Below are 26,991 nucleotides of genomic sequence, written 5' to 3' on the forward strand. Positions count from 1 at the left end.
GGCCACCGCAGTGCGACGGAGCACCGCCGCCTCGGAGGTATCGCAATGATTGAGCAGTACGTGCTGGATCTTCAAGAGGTTGACGAGACGCAGGTCGCGGTCGTCGGCGGCAAGGGCGCACACCTGGGCGGGCTGTCGCGGATCGAGGGCATCCGCGTGCCGGCCGGCTTCTGCGTGACGACGGACGCCTTCCGGCGGATCATGGCGGAAGCACCTTCGCTTGACGATCAGCTCGATCAGCTGTCGCGCCTGAGCGCGGACGACCGTGAGGCGATCCGCACGCTCAGCGCGCAGATTCGTCAAACCATCGAGGCGATCGCCATCCCGGGCGATCTCGCGGCGGCGATCACCCGAGCGCTCGCCCAGCACGGCGAGCAGGCCGCGTACGCCGTCCGATCCAGCGCGACCGCGGAGGACCTGCCGACGGCCTCCTTCGCCGGTCAGCAGGACACGTACCTGAATGTCGTGGGGCCGACGGCGATTCTCCAGCACGTAAGCCGGTGTTGGGCCTCGCAGTTCACCGAGCGGGCAGTGACCTACCGCCAGCGGAACGGCATCGACCACCGTACGGTCCACATGGCCGTGGTCGTGCAGCAGATGGTGATCCCGCACGCGTCCGGCATCCTGTTCACGGCCGACCCCGTCACGGGCAACCGCAAGGTCTCCACCGTCGACGCGGGCTTCGGCCTCGGCGAGGCCCTGGTCTCCGGCCTGGTCAACCCGGACGTCTTCAAGGTGCGGGACGGCGAGGTCGTCGCCAAGGCGATCGCCGCCAAACAGCGTGCCGTTCAGCCCCTGTCGGGCGGTGGCACGCAGGAAGTGGCGATCGACTCGCAGCGGCAGGAGCAACCGGCGCTGACGGATGCTCAGGTCGTGCGACTCGTGCAGCTCGGGCGGCGGATCGAAGCGCACTTCGGCCGCCCGCAGGACATCGAATGGTGCCTGGTCGATGACGGCTTCCGGGTCGTTCAGAGCAGACCGATCACGACGCTGTTCCCCATTCCCGAGTCCGGCGACCAGGACAATCACGTCTACGTCTCCGTCGGTCATGGGCAGATGATGACCGACCCCATGAAGCCCCTCGGGTTCTCCATGTGGCAGCTGACGGCGATGGTGCCGATGCACGAGGCCGGCGGGAGGCTGTTCGTCGACGTCACCCGACGCCTGGCCTCACCCGCGAGCCGCGCCGGCCTGCTGGAGGCCCTGGGGAAGGGCGATCCGCTGATCAGGGATGCGCTGGAGACCGTCCTCGACCGGGATGAATTCGTCCAGTCGCTCCCGGACGCAGGGCCCGGCGGGCCGCCGGCCGGCGGTGCGTCCGCCCCGATCGAGACCGATCCGGCCATCGTCACCGAGCTGATCGAGCGCAGCCAGGTGTCCATCGCCGCTCTGGAGCGCGGCATCCGGACGAAGAGCGGACCGGCGCTGTTCGACTTCCTGCTGGAGGCCTTCGAGGAGCACAAGCGAGTCCTCGGTGATCGGCTGAGTATGCAGGCGATCATGGCGGGGATGGAGGCCACGTGGTGGCTCAACGACCAACTGCAGGAGTGGCTGGGCGAGAAGAACGCGGCTGACACGCTCACCCTCTCCGCCCCCGACAACGTCACGTCGGAGATGGGACTGGCGCTGCTCGACGTCGCGGACGTGATCCGCCCGCATCCGGAGGTGGTGACGTTCCTGCAGGGCGTCGAGGACGAGGGCTTCCTGGACGAACTGCCGAAGCTCGCGGGCGGAACCGAGGCGCGCGACGCCATCGAGGCCTACCTCGACCAGTACGGCATGCGCTGCGTCGGCGAGATCGACATCACGAGGCCACGTTGGCGCGAGGGCCCCACCACGCTCGTGCCCGTGATCCTCGACAACGTCAGGAACTTCGAGCCAGGCGCCGCCGAGCGGCGCTTCGAGCAGGGTCGGCAGAAGGCGCAGAAGAAGGAACAGGACGTGCTGTCACGCTTGCGGGCCCTGCCGGACGGGGACCGGAAAGCCGACGAGACCAAGCGCATGATCGACAGGGTCCGCACCTTCATCGGGTACCGGGAGTACCCGAAGTACGGCATCATCAGCCGCTACTTCGTCTACAAGCAGGCCCTGCTGGAGGAGGCCGAGCGCCTCGTGCAGGCCAATGTGCTTCCTGAGCGGGAGGACGCCTTCTACCTCACATTCCAGGAGTTCCACGACGCCGTACGCTCGAACCAGGTGGATGACCAGCTCATCCAGCAGCGCAAGGAAGCGTTCCGGTCGTATCACGCGCTCACACCGCCCCGGGTGCTCACTTCGGACGGTGAGGCCGTCACCGGGGCGTACCGGCGCGACGACGTGCCGGCCGGTGCCCTGGTCGGCCTGGCGGTTTCCGCCGGGACCGTCGAGGGACGGGCCCGCGTCATTCTTGACATGGCGGAGGCCGATCTCGAAGCGGGCGACATCCTGGTCACGCCTTTCACGGACCCGAGTTGGTCGCCGTTGTTCGTCGGAATCGCGGGTCTGGTGACGGAGGTGGGCGGTCTGATGACCCATGGCGCAGTGATCGCCCGGGAGTACGGCTTGCCGGCCGTCGTGGGCGTGGAGCAGGCCACCCGACTGATCCGGGACGGGCAGCGGATCCGCGTGCACGGAACCGACGGCTACGTCGAGATCCTGCCTTGACCGGCCTCCTCGAAGTAGGCGGCGCTCTCCGCGTCCGCCGGGTAGTACGACTCGATCGCGACCTCGTCCAGCGTGATGTCCATCGGAGTACCGAAAGTGGTGATGGTCGAGAACAGCCGCAGCTCTCGTCCGCCGAAGCGAAGAATCATCGGGATCACGACATCGGATTCGACCGATCGCCTCGACACGTCCTCGGAGTTGGGCTCCAGCAGTTCCTGATAGATCGCCGTGAGTTCAACGTCGGGAGCAATGGCGAGCTGACGCCTGATTCGGGAGCGGAACACCACACGCACGTCGTCCAGATTGACGACCAGAGGCGCGAATCCGCGCGGGTCCAGTCCCAACCGCACCAAGTTGATGGGGGGTCGTAGCAGGTCGGGATGGACGTCCGCGAAGAACGGCTCGATCGCGCGGTTGGTCATCACGATGTTCCACCGGCGATCGAAGGCCACCGCAGGGTACGGCTCATGGGCGCGAAGCACCCTCTCGACCGCATCCCGGGCCGCCGACAGCGCGTCGTCGTCGAGTGGCCGTTCGGCGTACCGGGGTGCGAAGCCGGCCGCGAGCAGCAGCTGGTTGCGATCACGCAACGGCACATCGAGCTGGTCCGCGAGCCGGAGCACCATGTCGGCGCTCGGGTTGGACTTGCCCGTCTCGACCAGGCTGACGTGGCGAGCCGAGACGTCGGCCGCGATCGCCAGATCGAGTTGGCTGAGTCGTCGTCGATGCCGCCACTGCCGCAAGAGGTCCCCGACTGTGTGCATGGTCGTCGAGCGTACTCATCGTGGAGCCGTACGCCATGAAATGCGATTTCATCGACAATCGTTGCGGGCGCGGAAACACTGCGTCCATGACCACAGACAACAAGAACATCGTTCAGCGGGCACTGACGGAACTGATCGAAACGGGCAGCGTCGACGCGCTCGAGCCGTTGCTGAGCGATGACTTCGTCCATCACAGGCCGGACTCGACCACCTCGACCAAAACGGAATGGCTCACCGCCATACAGGCGGCGCTCATTCCACTCGCCGATATGCGGGTCGACATCCACCACCTCCTGGCCGACGGTGATCATGTCGTGATGCACTCGCGACGACGGCTCCCCGATGGCGGGCCGGAGGTCGCGGTCGTCGATATCTTCCGAATCGACGAGGGGCTGGTCGCCGAATGCTGGGAGATCATCGAGCCGGTGGCCCAGGCGGCCGCCAATCTGCTGTGGTGGGAGCCTGCTGGGCGCTGACAGCCTCTGAGCCAGAGCTCCTCCTGCGGCTGATGAGACTCGGGTCGTGAGTACGCGTACTCACTCCTCGCCCGCGAAACAGCCCACCCGGGCAGTCGGTCCGAATGGCAGACTCACCCCATGTCCTTCTCAACGTCCGCCCGCCTCAGGGCTTTTGCCGGTACCGGCCTGGTGCTCACGGGTGCACTGACCCTCGCTGCCTGCGGTAAGGAACGCGCCCCGGAGTCGACGGCCGGGGCCAGGCCCAGCGCCTCGGCGAGCGGCCCGGGAGCTTCACCGTACGTGGAGCCGGGGGCCGGTGACGGCGCCCCGCACTACAACGAGAACAACGCCTATCGGCAGTCCGGCGACATGTCCCCCGCGCATGCGAAGGACGCCGAGCGGGAGGCCGAGCGCATCAGGCCGGTGCTCAAGCGACTGTGGGAGCAGCGGCAGTGGGAACCCTCGGCAGTGCGCTCGGCCCTGCTACGGCTCGGCTACGAGGAGGAACGCATTACGAAGGACGGTAAGCGGCTCGGCGGGACGCTCACCGTCCGGGAGATGTTCTCGCGCTACGAGAACGACGGTTACGTCACACCCGAGGGAGCGTTGGTCGCCCTGCGCGTCCATGACGACGCGTGCGTCTCGGCGTTCGTGCAGAAATCCAACTACGAGGTGGAGACCAACGGCCCGTACCCGGAGACAGGCTGCTTCGAGCCGCCGTACGGCCACTGAACAGCCCATCCGTCTAGATCCTTGTGCACCTTGGCGTCTTCCACGAGGTCCCAGCCCCGCGCCACTCAGGACGAGCGCGTCAACCGCGCCGGCGAACCCGCCGTCTGGCTGCCCTCGTCGCCCAGTTTCAGGGTGTCGGCGCCGGCTTTCGTCAGGGTGTAGATGTTGCCCGGCATGCACACCACGCCGGTGGACGGGTCCGTGGGAGTGCTCGTGGCGGCTTCGAAGACCATGGATGTTGCGTGCGTTTCCTGCAGGCGCAGTGTCTCGGTGCACCCGATGTCCCGGCCGCTGCCGGCGTCGATCACGTGGCTGATCTGTCGGCCGACGATGCCGCCCCGGGCTGCAGCGTGAAGCGTGACGGTCACGGACACCTTGGTCGTGCGTGCGTTGACGACACCGTCGCCGGAGGCGCTGCCGGGCCCCGTTCCCTTCCAGGTGCCCACCCAGGAGGAAGGCAAGGCTTCCGACGTGGTCGAACGCGAGGAAGACGGGGAAGGGGACGGCGGCGGTGACGTACGCCCGGAACCGTCCGTACGGCCATCGCCGCCGTCCGGCCAAGCCAGGGCCACGACGACCACGGTCGCCACGACACCCGCGACGACACCGACAGCCGTACGCAGCCGCGCCGATCGCCGAGCAAGGCTTGCGGGTGCGGGTGGAAGGGCTGGAGGGCGCACGTGTACGGCGGACGGCTCGACGTAGGCGACGGGCGGCCCGAACCCGGTCGGTGGTGCCTGGTGCGGGGGCGGAGGCAAGGGCGCCGTACGTTGCAACAACGCTTGCAATTCGGCTTCCTTCGCGGCGATGTCCGCCGAGAGCTCCGCTGGTAGTGCGGCTGTCCAGCTGCCGGGAGCGGCGCCGATCCGCTCCATCAACTCGTCCGCGGTGGGCCGGGCCTGCGCCGACTTGTGCAGGCAGGCGGCCAGCAGCGGCGCCAGCGCGGGCGGCACGCCGTCGAGCGCCGGCTCCTCGTGCACGATCCGGTAGAGCAACTGCGCCGCCGACGGAATCTCGCCCGGCTGCAGAAAGGGACCGTTGCCGGTGGCGGCGTACGCCAGCGTCGCACCCAAGGAGAAGACATCGCCGGGCTCGGCCGAGATCCCTCCGGCCGCCTGCTCCGGTGCCATGTAACCCGGCGAGCCGATCACGCCACCGGTCCTGGTGTGCCGGGTGTCGTCGGCGGCACGCGCGATGCCGAAGTCGATGAGCAGGGGGTGACGGCGGGCCAGCAGCACATTGGACGGCTTCACGTCACGGTGGGCGAAGCCTGCCCGGTGCACCGCCCGCAGCCCCTCGGCGAGTTCCGCTGCCAGGGCCCGAAGGAGCGGCTCGGGCAGCGGGCCGTTGTGCTCCACCCAATCGGCGAGTGACGGCGCGGGAGCGTACTCGGTGGCCAGCCACTGCGGCTTCTGCCCTGGAGGGCTGTAGTCGACGACCGGGACCGTCCAGGCGGAACGCGCCCGGTCGCTGCTGGCGATCTCGCGGGCGAACCGCTCCTCGAAGCCAGGGTCGAGCCCGAACTCGGGCCGCAGCGTCTTCAGCGCCAACGGCCGCCCGGACGCTGTGCGGGAAAGGAACACCTGCCCCATGCCCCCGGCACCGAGCACGGCCAGCAGCGGGTAGCCACCGATCGCCGGCGGGTCCCCGGGTTCCAGACGCCTCATGTTCTCTCCGGGCGGTACTCGGGCCGCAGCAGGGCGGGACACCGCGGGCGGGGAGCATGCGGCTCCGCCCGGCATTCGCGTGCGCTCAATCTACACGCGACACGTTCACACCAGCTTCACAGGGGGTAGATCGAGAGGATCCGCCTCGAACAACTCTGGGTACGCGAAGCCTTGGCGGTACTCGGGTTCGGTGAACTCCGCACGGTCTGCGACCACTTCATCGCCCCCTGCGCGTCCCGAGTCGGGGGCACGGTGCGCCGGCACCTGGGCCGTGAAGGGTGGCCCTGACACCCGGGCCCGCCGGTACCGGGCCCCGGCACCGCTACCGATGCCCGCCCGGGCGAGGCGGGTCACGTTACGTCGCGATGACCGATGCCCTCCTGAAACGGGGTGCCTAGTGTCATCTCGTCCCTGGTGGCAACGGATCGGAATCGGACCCGCATGCGTCTGCTCACGTACCTCGTCGGCTGCAGTGTCGACGGCTTCACCGCCGGTCCTGACGGACAGTGCGACCCCTTCGGCTTCGACGGCGATCTCAAGGACGCTGTTCTGGCCGAGTACCCCGAGACCGTCCCGGACCATGCCCGCGGGGCACTGGGCGTCGTCAGCACGGCGAACAGATTGTTCGACACGGTCGTCATGGGGCGCGGCGTCTACGAATCCGCTCGGGCGGCCGGTGCCGACAGCCCGTATCCCTGGCTTCGGCAGTACGTGGTCTCCTCTTCCCTGAAACGGCCCGCGTCAGGCATCGATGTCGTCGCCGGGGACCCGGCGGAGTTCGTCCGCGGGCTGAAGCGGCGGCCGGGCATGGGCATCTGGCTGCGCGGCGGCCCGGTGCTGGCCGGGCGCTTGCTGCGCGAGGTCGACAAGCTCGTGGTCCACCGCCGCCCGGTGGTGTTCGGGGCCGGCGTTCCGCTGTTCCACGCGGCATTCGACCCTGCCGCCTTCACGCTGACCGACTTCCGGGTCTTCGCCACCGGCGCGACTGTCACTACGTACACCAAGCAGTAGGAGCACACGTGTTGTTTCGCCCCACGACCGAGGCCGACCAAGAGCGTGTCGCAGCAGTCATTGTGGATGAACCGGTGGGCTGGATCGACGCCGACCGCTACCTGGACGAGTTGAAGCAGGGGATGTACCGGCCGGAGTGGACCTGGATCGCCGAGGACGACGGGCGGATCGTGGGCCGTTCCCTCTGGTGGGGGCGGCAGGACAGCGCTCACCCCGTCGCCCTGGACTGTCTGCACGTCGACCCGACGCTCCGCGACCGCGCGGAGGTGGCGGCCGGGCTGCTGACCGCCGCGCTGCGGGCGTTCGAAGACGCCGGTGCGCCCAAGACTCCGCTGTACAACCTGACACTGCCCGTCGGCTGGCGTGACACCCCGGCCGCGGTGGCCGCCGTGGAGTGGCGGCGCCGGGCCGCCATGGCAGCAGGCCTCACGCACGAGGTGGAACGGCTGCGCCTGCAATGGACGGCCGACGTCGGCCTCCCGACGTCCAGGGGCCGGCTGACGTTCGCCCCCGCTTCGGACGAGGAGTTCCTCCGGCTGTTCCGTCGGATAGCCGTCGGCAGCCTGGACGACGAGACCCGCAGGAACCTCGCCGTCAGAGGCGCCGAAGCCACGGCCAGGGACGAGATGGACTTCTATCTCGGCTGCCCCGGTCGACGCGAGTGGTGGCGCGTGGCCCACACCCCGGACGGGCAGGTCGCGGGCCTCGCCCTCCCCTCCGCGACACCGTATGCCCGCAACGTGGGCTACCTGGGCGTCGTCCCCGAGTTCCGCGGCCATGGGTATGTGGACGACCTCCTCGCCCAGATCACCCTCTTCCACGCGGAATCCGGTGCCGAACTGATCACGGCCACCACGGACACCGGCAACGCACCCATGGCCGCGGCCTTCGCCCGCGCCGGCTACCGGACCTCGGAGATCCGCATGCTGTATTCGGCGCCGGTGGCGTAGGACGGAGAGACGCAGGCCCCTTCGCCCGAGGGAGACGGACGGTTGATGACGGGCGGCACCGGGCGCGCCGTATGAAGAGAGCCGTATGAGCCGTATGAGCCGTATGAAGAGAGGAGAGCCGGTCTGATGCCGGTTTTCATCGAAGAGTTCACCTTGGCCGGGAGCGACAGCGGTCCCTACGCGCTCGCCACGGGCCCGGACGGGGCGCTGTGGTTCACGCTGGTTCACAGCGGGGGCATCGGGCGTTTCGTGCCCGGAGGGGTACTCACGCACCATCAACTCGATCCGGACTGCGGGCCGATGATCATCGCTGTCGGGCCGGACGACGCGTTGTGGTTCACCGAGCACCGGGCGCACCGCATCGGCCGGATCGCCCTCGACGGCAAGGTCGAGGAATTCACCGTGCCGACTGCGGAGTGCGGTCCGTTCGGAATCGCCGCCGGGCCGGACGGAGCGCTGTGGTTCACCGAGACCGCCGCCGACCGGATCGGCAGGATCACCACCGACGGCAGGGTGACCGAGTTCCCGCTGCCGGCCACGGGGACCTACCCCTCCGCGATCACCGCCGGCGCCGACGACGGGATGTGGTTCACCCTGAACCAGGCCGACGCGATCGGGCGGATCGGCATGGACGGAGCCGTCACTCTGCACCCGTTGCCGACCAGGTCCGCCGCCCCGGTGGGCATCGCGGCCGGGCACGACGGGGCGGTCTGGTTCGTCGAGATCGGTGCAGGGCAGATCGGGCGGATCACTCCCGACGGCGAGATCACCGAGTTCCCGCTGCCCGACCGCACGTCCCGGCCGCATGCCATCACCCCTGGCAGCGACGGCACGTTGTGGTTCACCGAGTGGGCCGGCAACCGGGTGGGCTCCCTCACCCCAGACGGCACCGTCACCTTGCACGACCTGCCGACCCCGGGCTCGGAGCCGCACGGGATCGCCCTGGGCCCGGACGGAGCTCTGTGGACGGCGCTGGAAATCGGCGCACTCGCCCGCGTCGGCGTCCGTGTCCGCACGTAACGGAGCAACGGACAACAAGCGAACGAAGGGAACTTTCATGAAGTACGCACTCGTGATCTTCGAGACCGATGAATCGCGCCACCTGATCCGGACCGACCGGGCCGCTCACCGAGCGGCGTACGAGACCTGGATCGCCAAGATCGCGGCGGCAGGCAAACTGATCAGTGGCGATGCCCTGGACACCGAGTCGGCCTCCGTGGCGACCGTGCGCAAGACCACCGGAGCAGCGGCCGCCACGGTGACCGACGGGCCCGCACACCCCGGCGAGGAGACCCTGGGCGGCTGGTTCGTCATCGACGTGGCCGACCGTGAGGAAGCCGTGGAACTCGCCAAGGGACTCGGCACTTCGGAGACCATCGAGATCTGGCCGGTGCTCGAAGGCGCCTGAGGACGGCCCGTTGCGGCATCGCCCCTCCCCCGACGTACAGTGTCGATCATGACGCTCGGTTGCTGACGGGGGGAGCGGGCGGTGCAGGGGCGCGCAGAGGAACGACGCCACATTGAGCGGATGCTCGCCAACTCCCGGCGCGGAGCGAGCAGTTCACTGCTGCTGCACGGTGATGCCGGCATCGGCAAGACCACTCTCCTTGAGCATGCGGCCGCCCACGCCGACGGCATGCGCGTGCTGCGGATCGAGGGCATCGAGTCGGAGATGGAGCTCGCTTTCGGAGGGCTCCATCAGCTCTTCCTGCCGGTGCTCGATCTACTCGACCGGCTGCCGGGACCGCAGGCCGGGGCTCTGCGCGCCGTCTTCGGCCTGAGCGACGAGCCCGTACGGGACCGTCTCACCCTGGGGCTCGCCGCACTGTCGCTGCTGTCCGAGGCGGCCACGGACGACCCCCTGCTGTGCCTGGTCGACGACCTGCAATGGCTCGACCGGCCGTCCGGGGACGCGCTTACCTTTGCCGCCCGGCGGCTGCGGGACGAAGGCATCGTCATGCTCTTCGCCACCCGCGGCTCCTCGCCGGAGAGCGGATCGAGGACGCTGCCGCGCGTACACGTCGCCGGCATCGACCGACAGTCGGCCGTGGCGCTGCTGCCCGGCCTCGCTCCCCCGGTCGCCGAGCACATCCTCGACCAGGCGCAGGGAAACCCGCTGGCACTGCGGGAGTTGGCCGCGGCGCTGACCCCGGCGCAGCGCGCCGGACAGCTGGGGCCGCTGGCACCGGCCGAGGCGCGGCCCGAGCTGCCCCATCAGCTCCAGGACGCGTTCGCACAGCAGATCCGCCGCCTTCCCGACGCGACCCAGCGCACTCTCGCGGTGGCCGCGGCCGACGACACCGGGGACCTTCCCACCGTGCTGGCAGCCGCGGGTCGGCTCGATGGGGAGGCCAGGGATCTGGAGCCCGCCGAGCGTGCCGGACTGGTCTTCGTCTCCGCGCAGAAACTGCGTTTCCGGCATCCACTCATCCGGTTCGCCGCCTACCAACAGGCCCCGCTGGCCTGGCGGATCGCGGCGCACCGGGCGTTGGCGGCCGACCTGGACGGCGCCCAGCACGCGCACCGGCGTGCCTGGCACCTGGCCGCCGCGACGACCGGCCCGGACGAAGGGGTCGCCGCGGAGTTGGAACGGGTCGCCGAGTGGGCCGGAAGCAGGCAGGCGATGGCGTCCGCGTCCGCGGCGTACGAGCGGGCCGCCCACCTGACCGCCGATCCGCACCGGCACGCCCGCCGCCTGATCACCGCCGCACAGAAGGCGAGCGAGGCCGGCCAGGACGAACGGTGCCGCGCTCTCACCGACCAGGTGCCACTGCCGTTGCGGGACCCAGGGATGGCGGCGGACTTCGCCCGCGTACGCTCCGTGGTCGAGCTCGGCTACGGCAGCCCCCGCCGGGCCGCCCGCATCCTGGCCGACTGCGCGGACACGATCTCGGCCGACCGCCCCGACAAGCTCGCGCCGCTGCTGACCGACGCCATCCACGCGGCCTTCTGCGCGGGCGACGCACCCCTCATGGTGGAGATCGGCGTCCGCACACCCCATCTGCCGATCCTGGTCGTGCCCGTCCACCTACTGGCGGGCGACCTGCCCGGCGCGCGCCGGGCCCTGGACACTCTCGTACGGGCCGGACGCCTCACCGACGTCGGGCTCATGGACCAGTTGGTGACCGCGATCTACTGCCACCTGATGTCCGATCACGCCACCGCGCACGAACTGGCCGCCGCGGCGGCCGCCCAGTGCCGCGAGCAGGGCATCGGTGGATGGCTGCCCACCACGCTTCATCTGCGCGCCCAGGTGGAGCTGGCGCTCGGCCGCCTCGACGACGCGCACGCACACGCCACCGAAGCGCTCCGGCTGGCCGACGGCTACGACCTGGAACACCGAGCAGCCCATCTGCGCGCCCTGTTGGCCGTGCTGGCCGCCGTCCAAGGGGAGGAGGCGCAGACCCGGAGAATGGCCGAACAGGCACTGGAGTACACCCGCCCGCGCGAGGTCGGACGGGGCGCGGCCGAGGCGCTGTGGGCGCTGGGTCTGCTCGACCTCGGCCTCGGGCGGGCGCAGGACGCGCTGCGCCATCTGGAGGCGGCCCGGCAGGCGGCCGGCCACCCCTTCCTGGCCCGGCACCTGTTGCCGGATCTGATCGAGGCGGCCGTGCGCGCCGGACATCCGGAAGGGGCGCGGGCACCCGCGGATCAGCTCATGACATGGGCGGCCGACCTCGGACAGCCCCACTTCACAGCCCAAGCGCACCGCTGCGCGGCCCTGACCAGCCCGGACACCCAGGCCGAGCAGCACTATCTGGCCGCCTTGGACCTGCACACCGACGGCAACGACTTCGATCGGGCGCGCACCCAACTCCTCTACGGCGAATGGCTGCGCCGCTCACGCCGCAAAATCGACGCCCGCGACCAACTGCGCACCGCACTGAAGATCCTCGATCAGTTCAACGCCCGCCCCTGGGCCCACCGCGCTCGCACGGAACTCCAGGCAGCCGGCGAAACCCACGACCCGTCCGACGCCACCGACTCCCCCTTGACCCGCCTGAGCGCCCAGGAACGCGAAGTCGTCCGCCTCGCGGCCACCGGCGCCACCAACCGCGAAATCGCCACGCACCTGTTCCTGAGCCCACGCACCGTCGGCCACCACCTCTACCGCGCGTTCCCCAAGCTCGGCATCAGCTCCCGAACAGAACTCGCCGACCTGCTCATGCCCTGACGGGCGCAGGAGAACGGGCGGTCGCCAACCACTCGCTCAAGCACCGGGGGCTCGACGGCGTTCTGCTGTCCGCGCACTGCACGGCGTACCTGACCGCCCTGTTCTGGATCCTGCAGCCTCGGCTCCGTCTTCGCCCTCAACCACCAGGCATGCCGACAAGCACTCACCAGCCTCCAACAGCCAGGAGCGCCCCTCCGGCACAGCCGCATCAGCACCAGCAGAGGAGCTGCTCGCTCATCTCGGACCGAGCCACCCTGGATCCGCAGTGGCGCCGCTAGGGCCTGGCTACCGCGCTCGCGAGCAGGCAATCCTCAAGGCGAAGACCTCCACCACGCCATGCTCGGCATCGCATCGCCCGACTCCACAACCTCAGCCTCGCCAGCTGACGGAAACCAAGCTGATCAACCGACACGGCGTAGATCATTTACAGGGCAGCCCTAGTCCACAGAGCCGGTAGCCGACGGCGGTACCTCGACGACGAAGAACAGGAAGCAGGGTTTGGTCGCGAGGTCATGGAACTCGTCGGGGAACAGTTCACGGGCGGCCGGTTCGGGCTGCGGCTCGCTGATGGCGGAGAGACGGAAGCCGGCGGTGGTGAAGGCATCGGTCATCGCGTGCAACGGCTTGCGCCAGAACCTCATCGGGACGGACTGCCCGTTGAACATCCAGTCGAAGGCATAGCTGGTGGTCGCGAAATAGTCGGGCCGAGGGTCCTCGATCGTATAGGCCACGAAAGGGTGGTCCACCGACGCGATCAGCCGACCGCCCGGCCTGAGCACTCGCCGTATCTCGGCCAGCGTCGGCCCCCAGTCCTCCAGGTAGTGCAGGACCAGCGACGCGACCACGACGTCGAACGCACCGTCCTCGAACGGCAGGCGGTCCCGCAGGTCGACCTCGTGCAGGGCTACGTCGTCACCGAGCCGCCGCCTGGCCAACGTCAGCATCCCGGCGCTGGCGTCGACGCCGGTGACGAGGGCGCCGCGGTCGCGCAGTGCGGCGGACAAGGGGCCTGAGCCGCAACCGGCGTCCAGGATCCGGCGACCGGCCACGTCTCCGGCGAGGGCCAACATCGCGGGCCGCGCGTAATACGCGTTCACGAGGTTGTTTTCGTTCTCCGCCGAGTACGCCTCGGCGAAGCCGTCGTAAAAATTCACCTGGGCCGGATCTGCGGGCTGGGCGAAGCTCTCGGGCACGTCCGTCACGCGTTCCATCGTCGCAGCCTAGTAGTCACATGATCCGCGGGACAGAAGCGGACTGCGACCGCTTCTGTCCGGCGTTGTGTCGGCTACTCGCGGCAATGGAAGCGCCGTCAGGCAGGCGGAATCGGAGTCTCCGGCGGGGCGGGAAGCGTCCGTCCCAGGCGGGCGAGTGGGGACAGAGCGATGAGCGCCGGCGACAGCAGCATGCCTGCGGCTGTCAACAGGAGGCTGGGGCGGGTCCCCCACGCTTCCGCGAGAAGGCCGCCGAACAGCGACCCGAGCGGGGTCAGCCCCATGCCGACAAAGTTGATCGTCGCGGCCGCGCGGCCTTGCATCCCGTCCGGAGTGACGGTCTGCCGGACGGCCATGATCGTGACATTGACCAACTGGCTGAAGGTCCCGAAGACGAAGTTGAAGGCAAGGAGCGCGGGAACCGTCACCGCAGAGGTGCCGTGCAGTGCAGGCACAAGCAGGAACACGCCGTTGCCGAGTGCTGCCGCGGACACGAGCACAGCGCCATATCCGAAGCGGCTCGGTAGGCGGGCGGCGAGAAGCGAGCCCAGGAGCGCGCCCGGCCCCGTCGCCGCGAGTGCCAGCCCGACGACGGTGCCCGACAGGTTCAGGTCGCGTGGCAGGAACAGCAGGTAGGCGGTCATCACGGCCGCGAAGAAGAACTGGAAGGCGGCTGATGCGAGGCACACAGTCCGCAGTGAGGTTTCGCCGGTGACGAAGCGGATGCCCTCCCGGATCCGCCACCAGACCCGAGGAGGATGTTCCGAGCGTTCCGGGATGGATTCGTGACGACCGATCCGTCGGATTGACAGGAACGACAGCGCGAAAGGCACTGCGCTGGAGGCGGCAGCGATCTGCGCGGACAGCACGGACACCAACGCACCTCCCAGGGCCGGACCGCCGATCTGGGCAGCGGACCGACTGCCCTCTAGCGCGCTGTTGCCCTGCACCAACTGATCACGCCTCACCAGCCGTACCAGAGACGCCTGGTATGCCACGTCGAAGAAGACGGACAGTGCCCCGACGACGAAGGCAACCACGAGCAGCGCCGACAAGCCGAGTCCACCGAGGAGGCCGACCACGGCGGCGGTGCCCAGTGCCAGGGCCCGACCTGCGTCCGTCAGCACCATCACCGTGCGGGTCCGCCACCTGTCCACCCACGCGCCGACGAAGAGCGACAGCAGCAGGATCGGCGCCTGCCCCACCGCGCGCAGAGCGCCCAACTGGTCGGCACCTGCGTTGAGCGTCAGGACGGCGAAGAGCGGCAGAACCACCAGACTTGTGTGTTCGCCCAGTTGGGAGGCCGTCTGGCCCACCCAGAGTCTGCGGAAGTCACCGTCCCGCCACAGGCTTGAGGCAACAGGTCGACCGGAATCGGATACAGCGGAGGAAGAGGACGGTGGCACAGGGACCCCTCGGACAACCGAAGACAGGACCCGCCAAGCGGTGCACGCCACGTGCACCGACCATTTCAGGCAGCGGGAAAGGAAGGCTCGCTGTGCCGCGCAGTAAAGGCAGCACGCGATGACAGGCCACTCACGGCCTCAAATGTCAACGCGTGCTCGAACGACCGACCATGTCTTCGCTCCTCGTGAATCACTACCTGCGCGAACACTAGCTCCCGCTCTGCAGGGCACGACAGGCAATTAGGGGCCGGGCAGACGGCGGCGGGAGAGGTCCGGCTGTTCGCGCTGGATCACTTCTCGTGACGACCGAAGGACGCCCATCGTGCGAACGCCTCGATCCGTACCGTCTTCTCGTCCTCCAGGACGACCACCACTCCCGAGTGCGGGTCGTCGCGGATCTCCCGCACCGCCCGCCACGAGATTTCGTGCGTCTCGAAGATGTTGCGCCCCCTGAAGGCCTCGGGCCCGACCTCGACGAACGGCACGAAGGTCATCCGCGCGGCCCAGAAAGCCACGCAGAAGATGGCCAGCACCACGAAGACCGTGATCACCGTGAGTCCGGCGCCCGAGGTCAGCGCGAGCACGACCCAGATCCCTGCGGTTCTCCCGACCTGCACGACGACTTGCTTCCGCCGGCGGTTTCGAGACGCGCGGGTGCGAGACGCGCGGGTGCGCGGTCCCGCGCACTGCCGAAGCGGCGCATGAGGACGCGCCGCGGACGAATCTGTCGAGTGGTCTTACGGGCTTGCCTTCTCGGCCGCCCCTCGGCGGCGGGATGTGAGCCGCCGCTTTCGCCGGCCTCGACGTCGCTCGAGACCAGTTGCCTGCGGCGCCCCAGCGCCGCCTTGGCCGCCGCTGGGTGGTGGGCCCTCTACTGCTTCCGAGGTCACGGTCGTGTCGTGGAGTGGAGGACGACAGCACGAAAGCTATCGTCGCTGGCAGCGTCCCCGGCGCCGCTACCGATCCCCGTGGGGTGAGCTGTGGCCCCTGGCGCACGGCCGCAGTCCGACCATCGACATCACGGCAAGGCCAACGCGACGTTGGATCCGGAGCCGGATGGAGTGCCATGACATCAGCGGGGTCCGGGCAGCAGCCGTCGCAGGCACGCGCTGTCGTCGTCGCGCGGCACGCAAAGCTCTGGCTTGTGCCGACCATCCTGTCCGTTCTGGTGGCGCTGTTCCTGTCGCTGCTCTACATGGGCGGCATCGTCAATCCGAACGGCAGCCTGCGCGATCTGCCGATCGCCTTGGTCGACTCGGATCAGGGCCCGCCCCTGCCCGGACAGCGGGAACCCGTGGGGGAACAGTTGAGCCGGGCGGTCATCGCAGCCAGTCCGTCGAAGGCGGTGCAGTGGCGCAGGCTGAACCAGGCCCAGATGCAGCACCAGTTGGCGACGGGCAAGATCTACGGCGCCTTCGTCATCCCGGCCGACTTCACCGCGTCGGTGGCGGCTCTGACGACCTCCCGCGCCACGGAACGACCCAACCTCACCATCCTCACCAACCCCGGGCTGGGAAGCCTAGGTTCCTCCCTGGCCAGCCAGATCTCCCAGCGCGCCGCTCACCAGAGCTCCCTGGAGATCGGCCGTCAGCTGACCGCCCGGACGACGGCCGAGGACTCCGACACGAGACTCCGAGCTCTCCTCGCCGACCCGGTCACGGTCACCACTCGGGTGGGCCACCCGATCGGCCGCCACAGCGGTCTGGGTCTGACCGCGTTCTACTACACGCTGCTCCTGGTGCTCACCGCGTTCGTGGGCGGCAACATCATCAACAACGGCGTCGACGCGGGCCTGGGCTACACCGACAACGAGATCGGGCCCTGGCACTCGCGACGCCCGACGGTCCCGATCAGCCGTACGCAGACGCTGCTGCTGAAAATGATCATGAGTGCGGGCATCGCCGCGATCACCACCAGCCTGACGATGCTCGCCACCGTCGCGATCCTGGGCATGGACGCGTCGCATCTGCCGTTGCTGTGGATCTTCTCGTACTGCGCGAGCCTGGCCGTGGGGCTGGGCGTGCAGGCCATCAACGCGGCCTTCGGCGGAATCGGCCAGGTGGTGTCCATGTTCGTGTTCATCGCCCTGGCCCTCCCGTCATCGGGAGCGACGGTTCCTCTCCAGGCCGTCCCCGACTTCTACCGCTTCCTCGCCCTGTTCGAACCGTTCCGCCAGGTGACCGACGGCGTGCGCGCCATCCTCTACTTCGACGCCCGCGCCGACGCCGGCCTTACGCGCGGCTGGATCATGATCGCCATCGGGCTCGTCGTCGCCCTGCTGTTCGGCTTCGCCATGACCCGCTACTACGACCGCAAGGGGCTGCACCGCCTGGGCCTCCAGGAGGTCTGAGCGGCGGCGCGTATGCCGCAGCTCTTGCCCTCGGCGATGTGGCTACGTCGTGTGCAGGGGCTCCTTGAAGGACTTGCGGAACACCGGCCCGGCGAAGGGAATGATCGGCGACAGCATCTTTGCCTTGAGCGAGCTGGGATGCCGTTCGAGATCGATGTCGATGCGCGTGCCCTCATCCGTGGGAGTCATCTGAAACTCCCATCCACCCGAGCCGAAGGGCGTCGAGTCGCGAGTGGTGACGGTGACGTGGTTCGTTGACGGGTCCCATTCGTAGCGTGCCCGCTCCCACGATTTGTCGTTTCCCTCGGTGACCTCGGCCCATGTGTCTCCGCGCTCGTGGACCTGGAAGTGGTCGGCATCGATGGAGGGCCACTCATCGACACGGGAGGGGCTGAAGTTGGTCAGTACCCCCATCACCTCGGATGGGCTCATCGAGGAGTTCACATGGAAATGCAGGGATGGCATGACCTGCTCCTTCGTTCGAGAAGGCCGCTGTTTCCGACGGCCCGGCCTGGTGAGTGCAGTGCCCTGGCCTGGTGGGGGCTCTTCGGGCAGGCTGACCGGCCTGAAGGACCCACTTATCAGGATGCACCTCAGCTCAGCGCTGCGCACCGGCAGGTTCTCGACCGTCATCGGGTGCTCTCGCGGAGTGGGGGGTAGGCGTGCCGGCCGGGAATCGCCACTCGTTCGGTGTATCGCGACACCGGTGCAGATCATCATCGACCGCAACGAGAATGTGGTGCCGGTGGACAACCCGGAATGCCTCGCCGCCCGCTCTCCCGACGGCAACCCCGACATCAGCAATTCCGGCCACTCTGTCTGCGAAGAAGACTCAGCCGGAGAGGCGAGCCCATCAGATCGCGCTTTGGCGGTCGCCATGTGACGTTGGAGCTCACAGCGCCCTGCGATGGCACCGCCCGGGGGCGCTGTCGAAGGCCCGTGGGGTCACGGACGGTTCATCTGTGGCCAGTGACAGCTGGAGTTCATATCGCATTCTTCTGCGGTTGCAGCGGCTCACGAGCCGAGTTACGACGTGACTACCGCTTTCGCATTTGACCGCAGGAAAGCCCTGGGAGGATCACATGGCAGTGGAGATCAAACCTCTGGTGAAGCCCTCTAAGTTCCGGCAGCGCGCGGGGCTGCCCGGCGAGTGCATCGCGGAGTTCCTGGGGACGTTCGTCCTCATCTCTTTCGGCTGTGGCGTGGTGGCTATGGCGGTGGCGGCGCTACCCGGGTCGGGGCGAACCGCGGGACCCACCACGTTCTTCCTCGGAGCCGGGGACTGGCTGCTGATCACCTGGGGCTGGGCCATGGCCGTGGTCCTCGGCATCTACGTGGCCGGCGGGGTCAGCGGAGCGCACCTCAACCCAGCGGTGACGCTGGCCTTCGCTGTTCGCCGCAAGTTTCCCTGGGCCAGGGTCGTCCCCTACTGGGCGTCACAGGTGCTCGGCGCCCTGGCCGGAGCGGCACTGGTCTACGGCGTCTATCACGACGCCATCAACACCTTCGACGACGTCATGAAGGGGCCCAAGACAAACGGCCACACACTCGCGACGTTCTCCATCTTCGCCACCTTCCCGGCGCCGTACTTCAACGGCGGGATCTGGGGTCCGCTCATCGACCAGATGGTCGGCACCGCGTTCCTGGTCATGCTGGTCGTGGCGATCATCGACCTGCGCAACACGGCCGTGAAGGCGAACCTCGGCCCGTTGGTGATCGGCTTCGTGGTGGCCGCCATCGGCATGTCCTTCGGGGCGAACGCGGGGTACGCCATCAACCCTGCTCGCGATTTCGGTCCGCGCCTGTTCACCTGGATGGCGGGATGGCAGGATCTGGCATTTCCAGGCAGCCTGCCCGGCGCGTTCAGCGGCTACTGGTGGATTCCGATCGTCGGGCCGCTCGTCGGCGGTGTGATCGGCGTGCTGGTGTACGACCTGTTCATCGGCGACGTGCTCCACGCCCGCGCGCTCCAGGGCGAGGGCCCGGAGCCCGGCCGTACGCTCCCCACCACTTCCGACGACGAGTAGCCGGCCGGGGACAGGGCCGCCCTGCCGACACGCTCGGCGGGGCGCAGTCGGCCGACCGAGCGGATAGGCGGACATCAGGTCCCGAGGTGCTCAGCGCCGCCCACGGCTCATGAAGCGTGGGCGGCGCTGAGCAGCACATAGGGCATGGCAGAAGGAGGGGAGAGGCAGGCCCCAACTTCGCCTCTTCTGCCGCGTTCTGAGAAGCTTTCCGCCGTGCCTCAGGTCGATCCCCGATTCAGCGTCCTGTCCGAGGACTTCGCCGCCGACCCCTACCGTCACTTCGCACGGTTGAGGCAGCAGGAACCGGTGCACTACGAGTCGGCGATCGACAGTTACTTCCTCTCCCGCTACGGGGACGTGAAGCGGGTGCTGACCGACCATGAGGCCTTCACCACCGAAACGCTGCAGGTTCGGGCCGAGCCGGTGATGCGCGTGGGCCGGTCCTCGCCCAGATGACCGGAGCCGAGCACACCGCCAAGCGAAAGATCGTCGTGCGTGGCTTTACCGGGCAGGCCCTGCAGGACCAGATACACGCCGTCCACGCCAATGGCGCCGAGCTCATCGCGCCCTTTCTGCCCCGGGGACGTATCGACCTCGTCAACGACTTCGGCAGACCTCTCGCCGTCAACGTGACCCTGGACGTTCTCGGCCTGGACAAGGAGGACCGGCAACAGATCGCCGCCTGGCTGAGTGGGGTCGCCGAGTTCATCACCAGCATGGCCCTCACCCCCGAGCGCCGGCGGCACTGCCTGGACTGTGCCGAGCGACTGGAGGCCTACCTCGCCCCCGTCATCAAACAGCGCCGCCATCAGCCCGGCGAAGACCTCATATCGAAGCTGTGCACCGCCGAGTTCGACGGCATCGGCATGAGCGACAGCGACGTGACCGCGCTGATCATCAACGTCCTGGTCGCCGCCGTTGAGCCCGCCGACAAGACGCTCGCCCTACTCTTCAAGCACCTGATCGACCACCCGCAGCAGTTGGCGCAGGTCCGCCAGGATCCGAGCCTGCTTCCCGCCGCGATCGCCGAGACCCTGCGCTACACGCCACCTGTGCAGCTCATCCCCCGCCAGACGGAGCGGGACGTCGTATTCGCCGGCGGCGCCGTCCCCGCGGGTGCCACCGTCTTCTGCCTGATCGGCGCAGCCAACCGCGACCCCGATGCCTTCGCCGACCCGGACGCCTTCGACATCCACCGCCCGGACCTGGGCACCGCCCGCTCGTTCACCGCCGCCGCCCAGCACCTGGCCTTCGGCACGGGACTTCACCAGTGCGTCGGGGCGCCCTTCGCACGCGCGGAGATCGAGACTGTCGCCGCGATGCTTCTCCCGCTGCTCGACGAAGTCCGCCACACGCCCGGGACCCACTACCGGGAAACCGGCCTGTACACCCGCGGCCCGGCCTCCCTCTGCGTCGACTTCACCCCCGCCCGAAGCCCTCTTCAGGAGAAGCAGCCCCGATGACACCCACCGATATCACCCGCGCCATCAACGACCTGCTCTTCTCCCCCGGTCTCGACCTCGCCGAAGCCCTGGATCGGCACTTCACCCCCGACTACCGCCAGCGCACGGATGGCGTGTGGAGCGACCGCACCGCCTTCACCCAGCACATGACACGCCTGCGGTCCCTGGTCCGGAGCGGACACATAGAGGTCCACGACGAACTCCGCGACGGGCTGCGTTACGCCGACCGCCACACCGTCACCATCACCCAGCACAACGGCCGCACCTCCCGCACCGAGGTCTACCTCTTCGCCCGACTCGACCCCGACGGGCGCTTCCAGCGCGTCGAAGAAACCACTCTCCTGGTCACCGGCCACCCCGACGACGAGAACCTGGGACTCATCAAGTGACAGGGACGGAACCATCGAAGGCGTGCTGCCTTCTGAAGGCCCCATGAGGCTGAAGGATCCGCAAGGCCTTGCGAACCTCCAGTGGCCGGGGGCCCTCTACTTGAGCAAGTGCGCGGCGGGGTGGCGTGACCGAGGCCGAGTCACCGCCACACGTGTGCTGAGACTCGAGGAGGGGAGCAGCCATGGTGTCCGTGGGGGAAAGACTGAGCAGGGCCCGCATACGGGCTTTCGTCGGCCGGGAGGCGGAACTCGAGCGCTTCGAGGGGGCTTTGGCCGGCGACGCGCAGGCGCCGTTCGCGTTCTACGTGTGCGGGCCTGGCGGAATAGGGAAATCGTCGCTGCTGCGGTGTCTGGCCGACCGGGCTCGTACGGCGGGGCGGCTGCTCGTCGAACTCGACGGCCGATTCGTGAGCCGGGACCCTGCCGACTTCGAGCGCGCGGCCGGGCCCTTCCTGGACGTTCCCGGCACGGTGTTGTTCGTGGACTCCTTCGGGCACTGCCAATGGCTGGAGAGCTGGCTGTGGCAGCACTTTCTGCCGCGCGCCGCCGACGACACGCTGATCGTCCTCGCCGGTCGGCTCACCCCCCAGCCGCAATGGACGGCCGACCCCGCCTGGACCGGGCTCCTGCACGTGACCGAGCTCCAGCCGTTCTCCGAGGAACAGGCTCTGGGTCTGCTCACCGCAGCGCAGATCCGGCCGGAACTGCGGGATCGTGTGCTGCGTTTCGCGGCCGGCAATCCACTTGCCCTGTCCCTCGCGGCAGCCGCGGGATCGGCGGGCTGCAGCAGCGAGGAGATCTGGGCCCCGTCGGCGGACGTCCTGCGAACCCTGCTGGCCGGGCTGATCGGTGACGTGCCGTCGGCGGCCCACCGTCGCGCCCTGGAGGTGGTGGCACAGGCTCACTCGACGTCCGAGGAACTGCTCACCGCGGTCCTGCCCGAGGAGGACGCCCATCTTCTCTTCTCCTGGCTGAGGGACCTGCCCTTCATGGAGTCCATCCACCGGGGGCTCCACCCGCACGACGCGGCACGCGAGACGCTCGCCGCCGACCTGCGCTGGCGGGCTCCCCATGCTTTTACGACGATGCGGCAGCGGTTGGCCGAGGAGTACCTGCGCCTCCTGCGCGAGGCACCGGAGGAACGGGTCTGGACCGTCACCGACGAGCTCTTCTATCTCTTCAGGGAGGGCGAGATCCTGGCACGACTGCGAACCTGGTCGCGAGAGGACGAGGTGCACGACCGCCCGCTGCATCCGGATGACATGGACGCAGTGCTCCGGATGGCCCAGGAGACGGAGGGGCCCGCCTCCGCGGAACTGGTCCGCTACTGGGCGCAGCGCCAGCCACAGGCCTTCAGCGTCTACCGTCTCGTCAGCACAGGCCGGATCGTGGCCTTCACGACCCGGCTCGCTCTGCCGGCCCCTGCCGATCCCCAGGACCTGGCCACCGATCCCGTCGTCGCGGCGGCGTGGGCGCACACGGACGCCACCGCGCCGGTGAGCCCCGGCGAACACATCGGCATCAGCCGGTTCTCCGTCTACCCCGAGCGATACCAAACCCCTTCCCGTGTCATCGACTTGAGCAGTTCGCGTGCTCAGGCGGAGGCCGCCCGCGCTCGCGGCCGCGCCTACGGCTTCGCCGTCTGGCGGGACGCCGAGACCTGGGCCGAGCGCGTCAAGGGCACCCTCAGCGACACCGGTGCGCGGCCGCGGGTCGGTGCGCACACCTACGGGCTGTTCTGCGTCGACTGGCGCCAGCTGTCCGTCGAGGCCTGGCTCGGCCGCTTCATATCGGCCACCGAAGTCCCCGCCCCGCCCGGGCCGTCGGGCTTCTCACGCACCACGTTCGACCAGGCCGTACGCGAAGCCCTGACGCACTGGCGCGACCCTGCGGCCTTCACCGCCTGCGCTCTGACCCGCACGCGTCTGGCGGCCGACCTCTCCGACCCCGTCGGTGAACTGCGCGCCTTGCTGCGCCAAGCCGTCGACGACCTCGCCGGTGACCCGCGCGGCGTGCGCGCCCGCGAGGCCCTGACGGCGGGCTACTTCTCGGGTGCGCCCACCCAGGAGGCCGCCGCCCGCCGCCTCTCTCTTCCGTACGGCACCTACCGGCGCCATGTGCGTCAGGGCCTGGACCTGCTGTGCGAGGCCCTGTGGCAGCAGGAGTTGCACGGCCCCCGATAGCCGCGGGCCGCGCTCCCGCCATCGACGGGACAGGATGGGATCGGATGGACAGGTGCGGACAGGAGTGGACAGTCAACGCCCCTGACGGGCCTGGATAGTGGACACCGCCCCGACCGAGGCTGTGCGCCATGAACCTCCCACGCACACAGCCGGGGCAGTCGCCGGCCGCCCCCCGGCAATCCGCCGTGCTGGCGGTGCTCGCCGCAGCCCAGTTCACCGTCATGCTCGCCACGTCGATCGTGAACGTCGCGCTGCCGCAGATCCGCGCCGGCGTCGGTCTGTCGGACAGTGGCACCACCTGGGTGGTCAACGCCTACACCCTGGCGTTCGGAGCGCTGCTCCTGGCGGGCGGACGGGCGGCCGACCTGCTGGGACGCCGCCGGGTGCTGGCCGTCGGCCTCGCTCTGTTCGCGGCTGGCTCGCTGGCAGCGGGAGTTGCTGCCTCCGCGGAGGTGCTCATCGCGGCCCGCGCCGTTCAGGGCCTCGGCGGCGCCGCCATCGCCCCGGCCGCGCTCGCTCTGGTCATGGATCTGTTTCCGTCCGGCGCCGGGCGCGGCAGGGCGCTGGGGGTGTGGGGCGCGGTCTCCGGCGCGGGAGGAGCGGGCGGGGTGCTGCTGGGCGGTGTCCTCACCCAGGCGTGGGGCTGGGCGTGGATCTTCCACTCCGTGGCGCTCGGGGCGGTGGTGGTCCTGGCCGCCGTGGTGGTTCTCGTCCCGCGAACGGCCGGCCGTCGTTCGGGGCGGTTCGACCTCCTGGGCTCCGCCACCGTCACCGGCGCCCTGACCTGCCTCGTCTGGGGACTGACCGAGGCACGCGGTGCCGGGTGGACGGACGGCCGGGTGCTCGGCACCCTCGGGGGCGCCCTCGCGCTCCTCGCCGCCTTCGCCGTGATCGAGCTCCGCCGGCCGAACGCACTGATACCGCCGCGCCTGTTCACCACGGGCCGGGTGGCCGCGGGCAACCTGCTGATGGCCCTGCTGGGGTCCGTGTGGATCGCCCTGTTCTTCTTCCTGCCGCTCTACCAGCAACAGGTCCTCGGATCCAGCCCCCTGGCCACCGGAGCGGGCCAACTCCCGCTCGCCGCCGCCAACATGCTCGGATCCGCCCTGGCACCGCGCCTGTCCCGGCGATTCGGTCCCACCGCCACCGTGACCGGGGCCCTGCTCACCGAGGCCGCCGGGCTCCTGTGGCTGTCGCAAATCAGCGCCGACGGAAGCTACGTCGCCGACATCCTCGGCCCGAGCATCATCGTCGGCCTCAGCCTGAGCATCGCCTTCGTCCAGCTCACCGCGCTCGCCGTGGACGGCGTCCCGCCCCAGGACGCGGGACTGGCCGGAGGGCTGGTGAACACCACCCGCCAAGTGGGCGGCGCGATCGGTCTCGCCGCCCTCGCGACACTCGCCGGCTCCGTCACCGCGCATGCCGCTGTCCACGAGTCGCACGTGGAGGCGCTCACCGCGGGCTACCGGGCCGCTTTCACCGCCTCGGCCGTGCTTCTCGCCGTCACCGCACTCCTGGCGCCGCTCCTGATCCGCCGTACGAGGGCCCGGACCGCAACCGTCCCCGCAAGCCCGACCTCCGGTCCCCCAACCCCACGAACCACCCGCACCGGCTGAACCGCTGGATCAGCCGCACCACACCACTCACGCAACCACCCAAGGAGACACAGCCATGGCCACCATCGACGAGACCGCCCCCGTCATCGTCCGTCTCAGCATCAAGATCGACGCGCCGCTCACCACGGTGTGGGACCTGCACACCGACATCCCCGCCTGGCCCACCTGGAACACGGACATCGAGCGGGCCACCGTCAACGGCCCGCTCAGGCCCGGCAGTTCCTTCAGCTGGCGAACCCACGGGCTGGACATCACCTCCACCGTGCACGAGCTGATCCCCGGCGAGCGGATCGTGTGGGGCGGTCCTGCCGCCGGCATCGCCGGCCTGCATGTCTGGACGTTCGAGCAGAACGTCGACCACGTCACCGTGCACACCGAGGAGTCCTGGAGCGGCGACCCGGTCGAGGCCGCGGTCGACCAGCTCGGCGAGGCCCTTCAGGCATCCCTGGCGGACTGGCTCTCCAGCCTCAAGGCCCGTGCCGAACAGGCCGTCTGACGACACATCACATCCATCGAGAGAGGTTCTTCTGTCATGACTGCGAACAAGCCCTACCTGACCGGCCACTACACCCCCGTCGCCGACGAGATCACCGCCACCGAACTCACCGTCGAGGGCAGCCTGCCCCCCGAGCTGACCGGCCGACTGCTGCGCAACGGCCACAACCCCAAGCCCGGCGTCACCCCCACCCACTGGTTCAAGGGCAACGGCATGGTCCACGGCATCCGGCTGCGCGAGGGTCGCGCCGAGTGGTACCGCAACCGCTGGGTGCGCACCCCCGCCCTGGACGGCGCCCCCTACATGACCGAGCACGGACCGGATCTGACGGCCAGCACCGCCGGCACCCACGTCATCGAGCACGCCGGACGGCTGCTCGCGCTGTGCGAGGCCAACCTTCCCTTCGAACTCGGCCCCGACCTGGAGACGGTCGGCGCCTACGACTTCAACGGCAAGCTGCGCACCGCCATGACCGCGCACCCGAAGGAAGACCCCGTGACGGGAGAGCTCCACTTCTTCGGCTCGTCGCCCGTTCCGCCGTACCTGATGTACTACGTCGCCGACGCCAAGGGCGAGATCGTCCACGAGTCCGAAGTCCCCGGGGCCACCTCCTCCCTCAAGCACGACTTCGCCATCACCCGCGCTCACGTGGTCTTCGTCGAGGGCAACGTCACCTTCGATCCCAGCGACCACTCCGGCATCCCTTATGGCTGGAACGACCAGCACCCTTCCCGTATCGGCGTGATGCCTCGCGGAACCGACGGCGCCCGGCACACCCGATGGTTCTCCGTCGAACCGGGCAACATGCTGCACGTCGCCAACGCCTACGAGGACGGCCAGGGCCGCATCGTCCTGGAAGGCCCGACCGTGGACCGCGAGGGCTTCCGGCTCTCCTGGAACTGGTGGGTCGACGCGCCCGGGCGCGGGACCGAGCCCGTTGCCCGCTCCTACACCCGGCGGTGGGTCATCGACCTGACGGCCGGGACCGTCGACGAGCAGATCGTGGACGACCTGCCGGTGGAGTTCCCGACCCTCAACGAGGCGTACCTGGGCGCCGAGCACCGCTACCACTACGCCATCTCCTTCCCTGACGAGACCGGCCTCGGCGGCTACGGTCTGGTCAAGTACGACCGCACCACCGGTGCCCGTCGCATCCACCAGGTCGGTGACGCCCGCATGCCCAGTGAAGCCGTCTTCGTGCCCGCCGCCGCGGCGACCCGCGAGGACGACGGCTATCTGCTCACCGTCGTCTCCGACCTCAAGCAGGACGCCTCCCAACTGCTCGTCCTCGACGCCTCCGGCCTCGACCGGATCGCCACCGTCCACCTGCCGCACCGGGTGAGCGCCGGACTCCACGGCTCCTGGATCCCGGACAACGGCGCCGACGAATACCGGGTCTGACACCACACACGCGTTGGGGACAGGCCGTGCCCGTCCCCAAGGCACACCCG

General features: G+C 69.2%; 24 protein-coding genes. 18 read left to right on the forward strand and 6 right to left on the reverse strand.

Features of this window, described 5'->3' with window-relative positions; all coding sequences use genetic code 11:
* The first annotated feature begins 45 nt into the window (after positions 1 to 45).
* The gene (gene rph / locus ACFQ6S_RS07390) at positions 46 to 2,643 is read left to right on the forward strand and encodes a rifamycin-inactivating phosphotransferase (RefSeq protein WP_383406470.1); all 2,598 of its coding nucleotides are present in this window, start codon (positions 46 to 48) and stop codon (positions 2,641 to 2,643) included.
* On the opposite strand, the gene ACFQ6S_RS07395 is transcribed toward rph, so the two are convergent.
* A complete protein-coding gene (locus tag ACFQ6S_RS07395) occupies positions 2,622 to 3,407 on the reverse strand; it encodes a helix-turn-helix domain-containing protein (RefSeq protein ID WP_383404733.1) in 786 nt (261 codons plus the stop codon). The two genes, rph and ACFQ6S_RS07395, sit on opposite strands and share 22 nt — an antisense overlap.
* 86 nt (positions 3,408 to 3,493) lie before the next feature.
* On the opposite strand from ACFQ6S_RS07395, the gene ACFQ6S_RS07400 reads away from it, so the two are divergent.
* Together ACFQ6S_RS07400 and ACFQ6S_RS07405 are read left to right on the forward strand one after the other, a co-directional pair.
* Positions 3,494 to 3,883, forward strand: a complete 390-nt coding sequence (locus ACFQ6S_RS07400; RefSeq protein ID WP_383404735.1) for a nuclear transport factor 2 family protein — start codon at positions 3,494 to 3,496, stop codon at positions 3,881 to 3,883.
* Between the two features lie 120 nt (positions 3,884 to 4,003).
* Positions 4,004 to 4,597 (forward strand): hypothetical protein, encoded by a 594-nt coding sequence (locus ACFQ6S_RS07405; RefSeq protein ID WP_383404737.1) that lies wholly within the window; start codon positions 4,004 to 4,006, stop codon positions 4,595 to 4,597.
* Positions 4,598 to 4,662: 65 nt separating this feature from the next.
* Here the strand turns inward: ACFQ6S_RS07405 and ACFQ6S_RS07410 are convergent, their stop codons facing one another.
* Positions 4,663 to 6,264 (reverse strand): serine/threonine-protein kinase, encoded by a 1,602-nt coding sequence (locus ACFQ6S_RS07410; protein ID WP_383404739.1) that lies wholly within the window; start codon positions 6,262 to 6,264, stop codon positions 4,663 to 4,665.
* A gap of 441 nt (positions 6,265 to 6,705) precedes the next feature.
* Here ACFQ6S_RS07410 and ACFQ6S_RS07415 point away from each other — a divergent pair, with 441 nt between their 5' ends.
* The 5 genes from ACFQ6S_RS07415 to ACFQ6S_RS07435 all read left to right on the forward strand — a co-directional run bounded on the left by ACFQ6S_RS07415 (position 6,706) and on the right by ACFQ6S_RS07435 (position 12,399).
* Positions 6,706 to 7,275, forward strand: coding sequence for a dihydrofolate reductase family protein (locus ACFQ6S_RS07415; RefSeq protein WP_383404741.1), 570 nt, complete (start codon positions 6,706 to 6,708; stop codon positions 7,273 to 7,275).
* A gap of 74 nt (positions 7,276 to 7,349) precedes the next feature.
* Positions 7,350 to 8,225, forward strand: a complete 876-nt coding sequence (locus ACFQ6S_RS07420; RefSeq protein ID WP_383404743.1) for a GNAT family N-acetyltransferase — start codon at positions 7,350 to 7,352, stop codon at positions 8,223 to 8,225.
* Between the two features lie 126 nt (positions 8,226 to 8,351).
* Positions 8,352 to 9,245: a virginiamycin B lyase gene (locus ACFQ6S_RS07425; protein ID WP_383404745.1), complete on the forward strand. Its 894-nt coding sequence runs from the start codon at positions 8,352 to 8,354 to the stop codon at positions 9,243 to 9,245.
* A gap of 37 nt (positions 9,246 to 9,282) precedes the next feature.
* On the forward strand, positions 9,283 to 9,633 hold the full coding sequence (locus tag ACFQ6S_RS07430; RefSeq protein ID WP_383404746.1) for a YciI family protein: 351 nt from the start codon (positions 9,283 to 9,285) through the stop codon (positions 9,631 to 9,633).
* An 81-nt stretch (positions 9,634 to 9,714) separates the two neighbouring features.
* A complete protein-coding gene (locus ACFQ6S_RS07435; protein WP_383404748.1) occupies positions 9,715 to 12,399 on the forward strand; it encodes an AAA family ATPase in 2,685 nt (894 codons plus the stop codon).
* Between the two features lie 437 nt (positions 12,400 to 12,836).
* On the opposite strand, the gene ACFQ6S_RS07440 is transcribed toward ACFQ6S_RS07435, so the two are convergent.
* The 3 genes from ACFQ6S_RS07440 to ACFQ6S_RS07450 all read right to left on the reverse strand — a co-directional run bounded on the left by ACFQ6S_RS07440 (position 12,837) and on the right by ACFQ6S_RS07450 (position 15,600).
* Positions 12,837 to 13,610 carry a class I SAM-dependent methyltransferase gene (locus ACFQ6S_RS07440; protein ID WP_383404750.1) on the reverse strand — a complete coding sequence of 258 codons (774 nt, stop codon included), beginning with the start codon at positions 13,608 to 13,610 and terminating at the stop codon, positions 12,837 to 12,839.
* 98 nt (positions 13,611 to 13,708) lie between these two features.
* Positions 13,709 to 14,959 carry an MFS transporter gene (locus tag ACFQ6S_RS07445; RefSeq protein WP_383406473.1) on the reverse strand — a complete coding sequence of 417 codons (1,251 nt, stop codon included), beginning with the start codon at positions 14,957 to 14,959 and terminating at the stop codon, positions 13,709 to 13,711.
* Positions 14,960 to 15,306: 347 nt separating this feature from the next.
* Positions 15,307 to 15,600: a hypothetical protein gene (locus ACFQ6S_RS07450; RefSeq protein ID WP_383404752.1), complete on the reverse strand. Its 294-nt coding sequence runs from the start codon at positions 15,598 to 15,600 to the stop codon at positions 15,307 to 15,309.
* 482 nt (positions 15,601 to 16,082) lie between these two features.
* Here ACFQ6S_RS07450 and ACFQ6S_RS07455 point away from each other — a divergent pair, with 482 nt between their 5' ends.
* Entirely contained in the window at positions 16,083 to 17,366 is a 1,284-nt protein-coding gene (locus ACFQ6S_RS07455) for a DUF3533 domain-containing protein (protein ID WP_383404754.1), read from the forward strand.
* A 42-nt stretch (positions 17,367 to 17,408) separates the two neighbouring features.
* Here ACFQ6S_RS07455 and ACFQ6S_RS07460 read toward each other — a convergent pair whose 3' ends face one another.
* Positions 17,409 to 17,999, reverse strand: a complete 591-nt coding sequence (locus tag ACFQ6S_RS07460) for a hypothetical protein (RefSeq protein WP_383404756.1) — start codon at positions 17,997 to 17,999, stop codon at positions 17,409 to 17,411.
* A gap of 73 nt (positions 18,000 to 18,072) precedes the next feature.
* Here ACFQ6S_RS07460 and ACFQ6S_RS07465 point away from each other — a divergent pair, with 73 nt between their 5' ends.
* The 9 genes from ACFQ6S_RS07465 to ACFQ6S_RS07505 all read left to right on the forward strand — a co-directional run bounded on the left by ACFQ6S_RS07465 (position 18,073) and on the right by ACFQ6S_RS07505 (position 26,941).
* Positions 18,073 to 18,249, forward strand: coding sequence for a hypothetical protein (locus ACFQ6S_RS07465; RefSeq protein WP_383404758.1), 177 nt, complete (start codon positions 18,073 to 18,075; stop codon positions 18,247 to 18,249).
* Between the two features lie 199 nt (positions 18,250 to 18,448).
* A complete protein-coding gene (locus ACFQ6S_RS07470; RefSeq protein WP_383404760.1) occupies positions 18,449 to 19,393 on the forward strand; it encodes an MIP/aquaporin family protein in 945 nt (314 codons plus the stop codon).
* 213 nt (positions 19,394 to 19,606) lie between these two features.
* Positions 19,607 to 19,849 carry a hypothetical protein gene (locus ACFQ6S_RS07475; protein WP_383404762.1) on the forward strand — a complete coding sequence of 81 codons (243 nt, stop codon included), beginning with the start codon at positions 19,607 to 19,609 and terminating at the stop codon, positions 19,847 to 19,849.
* Positions 19,846 to 20,856, forward strand: a complete 1,011-nt coding sequence (locus tag ACFQ6S_RS07480) for a cytochrome P450 (protein ID WP_383404764.1) — start codon at positions 19,846 to 19,848, stop codon at positions 20,854 to 20,856. Before ACFQ6S_RS07475 ends, ACFQ6S_RS07480 begins: the two co-directional genes overlap by 4 nt.
* Positions 20,853 to 21,245, forward strand: coding sequence for a nuclear transport factor 2 family protein (locus ACFQ6S_RS07485; RefSeq protein WP_383404766.1), 393 nt, complete (start codon positions 20,853 to 20,855; stop codon positions 21,243 to 21,245). Before ACFQ6S_RS07480 ends, ACFQ6S_RS07485 begins: the two co-directional genes overlap by 4 nt.
* 182 nt (positions 21,246 to 21,427) lie before the next feature.
* On the forward strand, positions 21,428 to 23,428 hold the full coding sequence (locus ACFQ6S_RS07490; protein WP_383404768.1) for an ATP-binding protein: 2,001 nt from the start codon (positions 21,428 to 21,430) through the stop codon (positions 23,426 to 23,428).
* Positions 23,429 to 23,556: 128 nt separating this feature from the next.
* The gene (locus ACFQ6S_RS07495; protein WP_383404770.1) at positions 23,557 to 25,044 is read left to right on the forward strand and encodes an MFS transporter; all 1,488 of its coding nucleotides are present in this window, start codon (positions 23,557 to 23,559) and stop codon (positions 25,042 to 25,044) included.
* Positions 25,045 to 25,099: 55 nt separating this feature from the next.
* Complete coding sequence (locus ACFQ6S_RS07500; RefSeq protein WP_383404772.1) at positions 25,100 to 25,540, forward strand: SRPBCC family protein; 441 nt, start codon at positions 25,100 to 25,102, stop codon at positions 25,538 to 25,540.
* A 36-nt stretch (positions 25,541 to 25,576) separates the two neighbouring features.
* Positions 25,577 to 26,941 carry a carotenoid oxygenase family protein gene (locus ACFQ6S_RS07505; protein WP_383404774.1) on the forward strand — a complete coding sequence of 455 codons (1,365 nt, stop codon included), beginning with the start codon at positions 25,577 to 25,579 and terminating at the stop codon, positions 26,939 to 26,941.
* Positions 26,942 to 26,991: the final 50 nt, after the last annotated feature.

Origin of the sequence: Streptomyces sp. NPDC056479 (genome assembly GCF_042795335.1) — a bacterium.
Classification (GTDB): domain Bacteria; phylum Actinomycetota; class Actinomycetes; order Streptomycetales; family Streptomycetaceae; genus Streptomyces.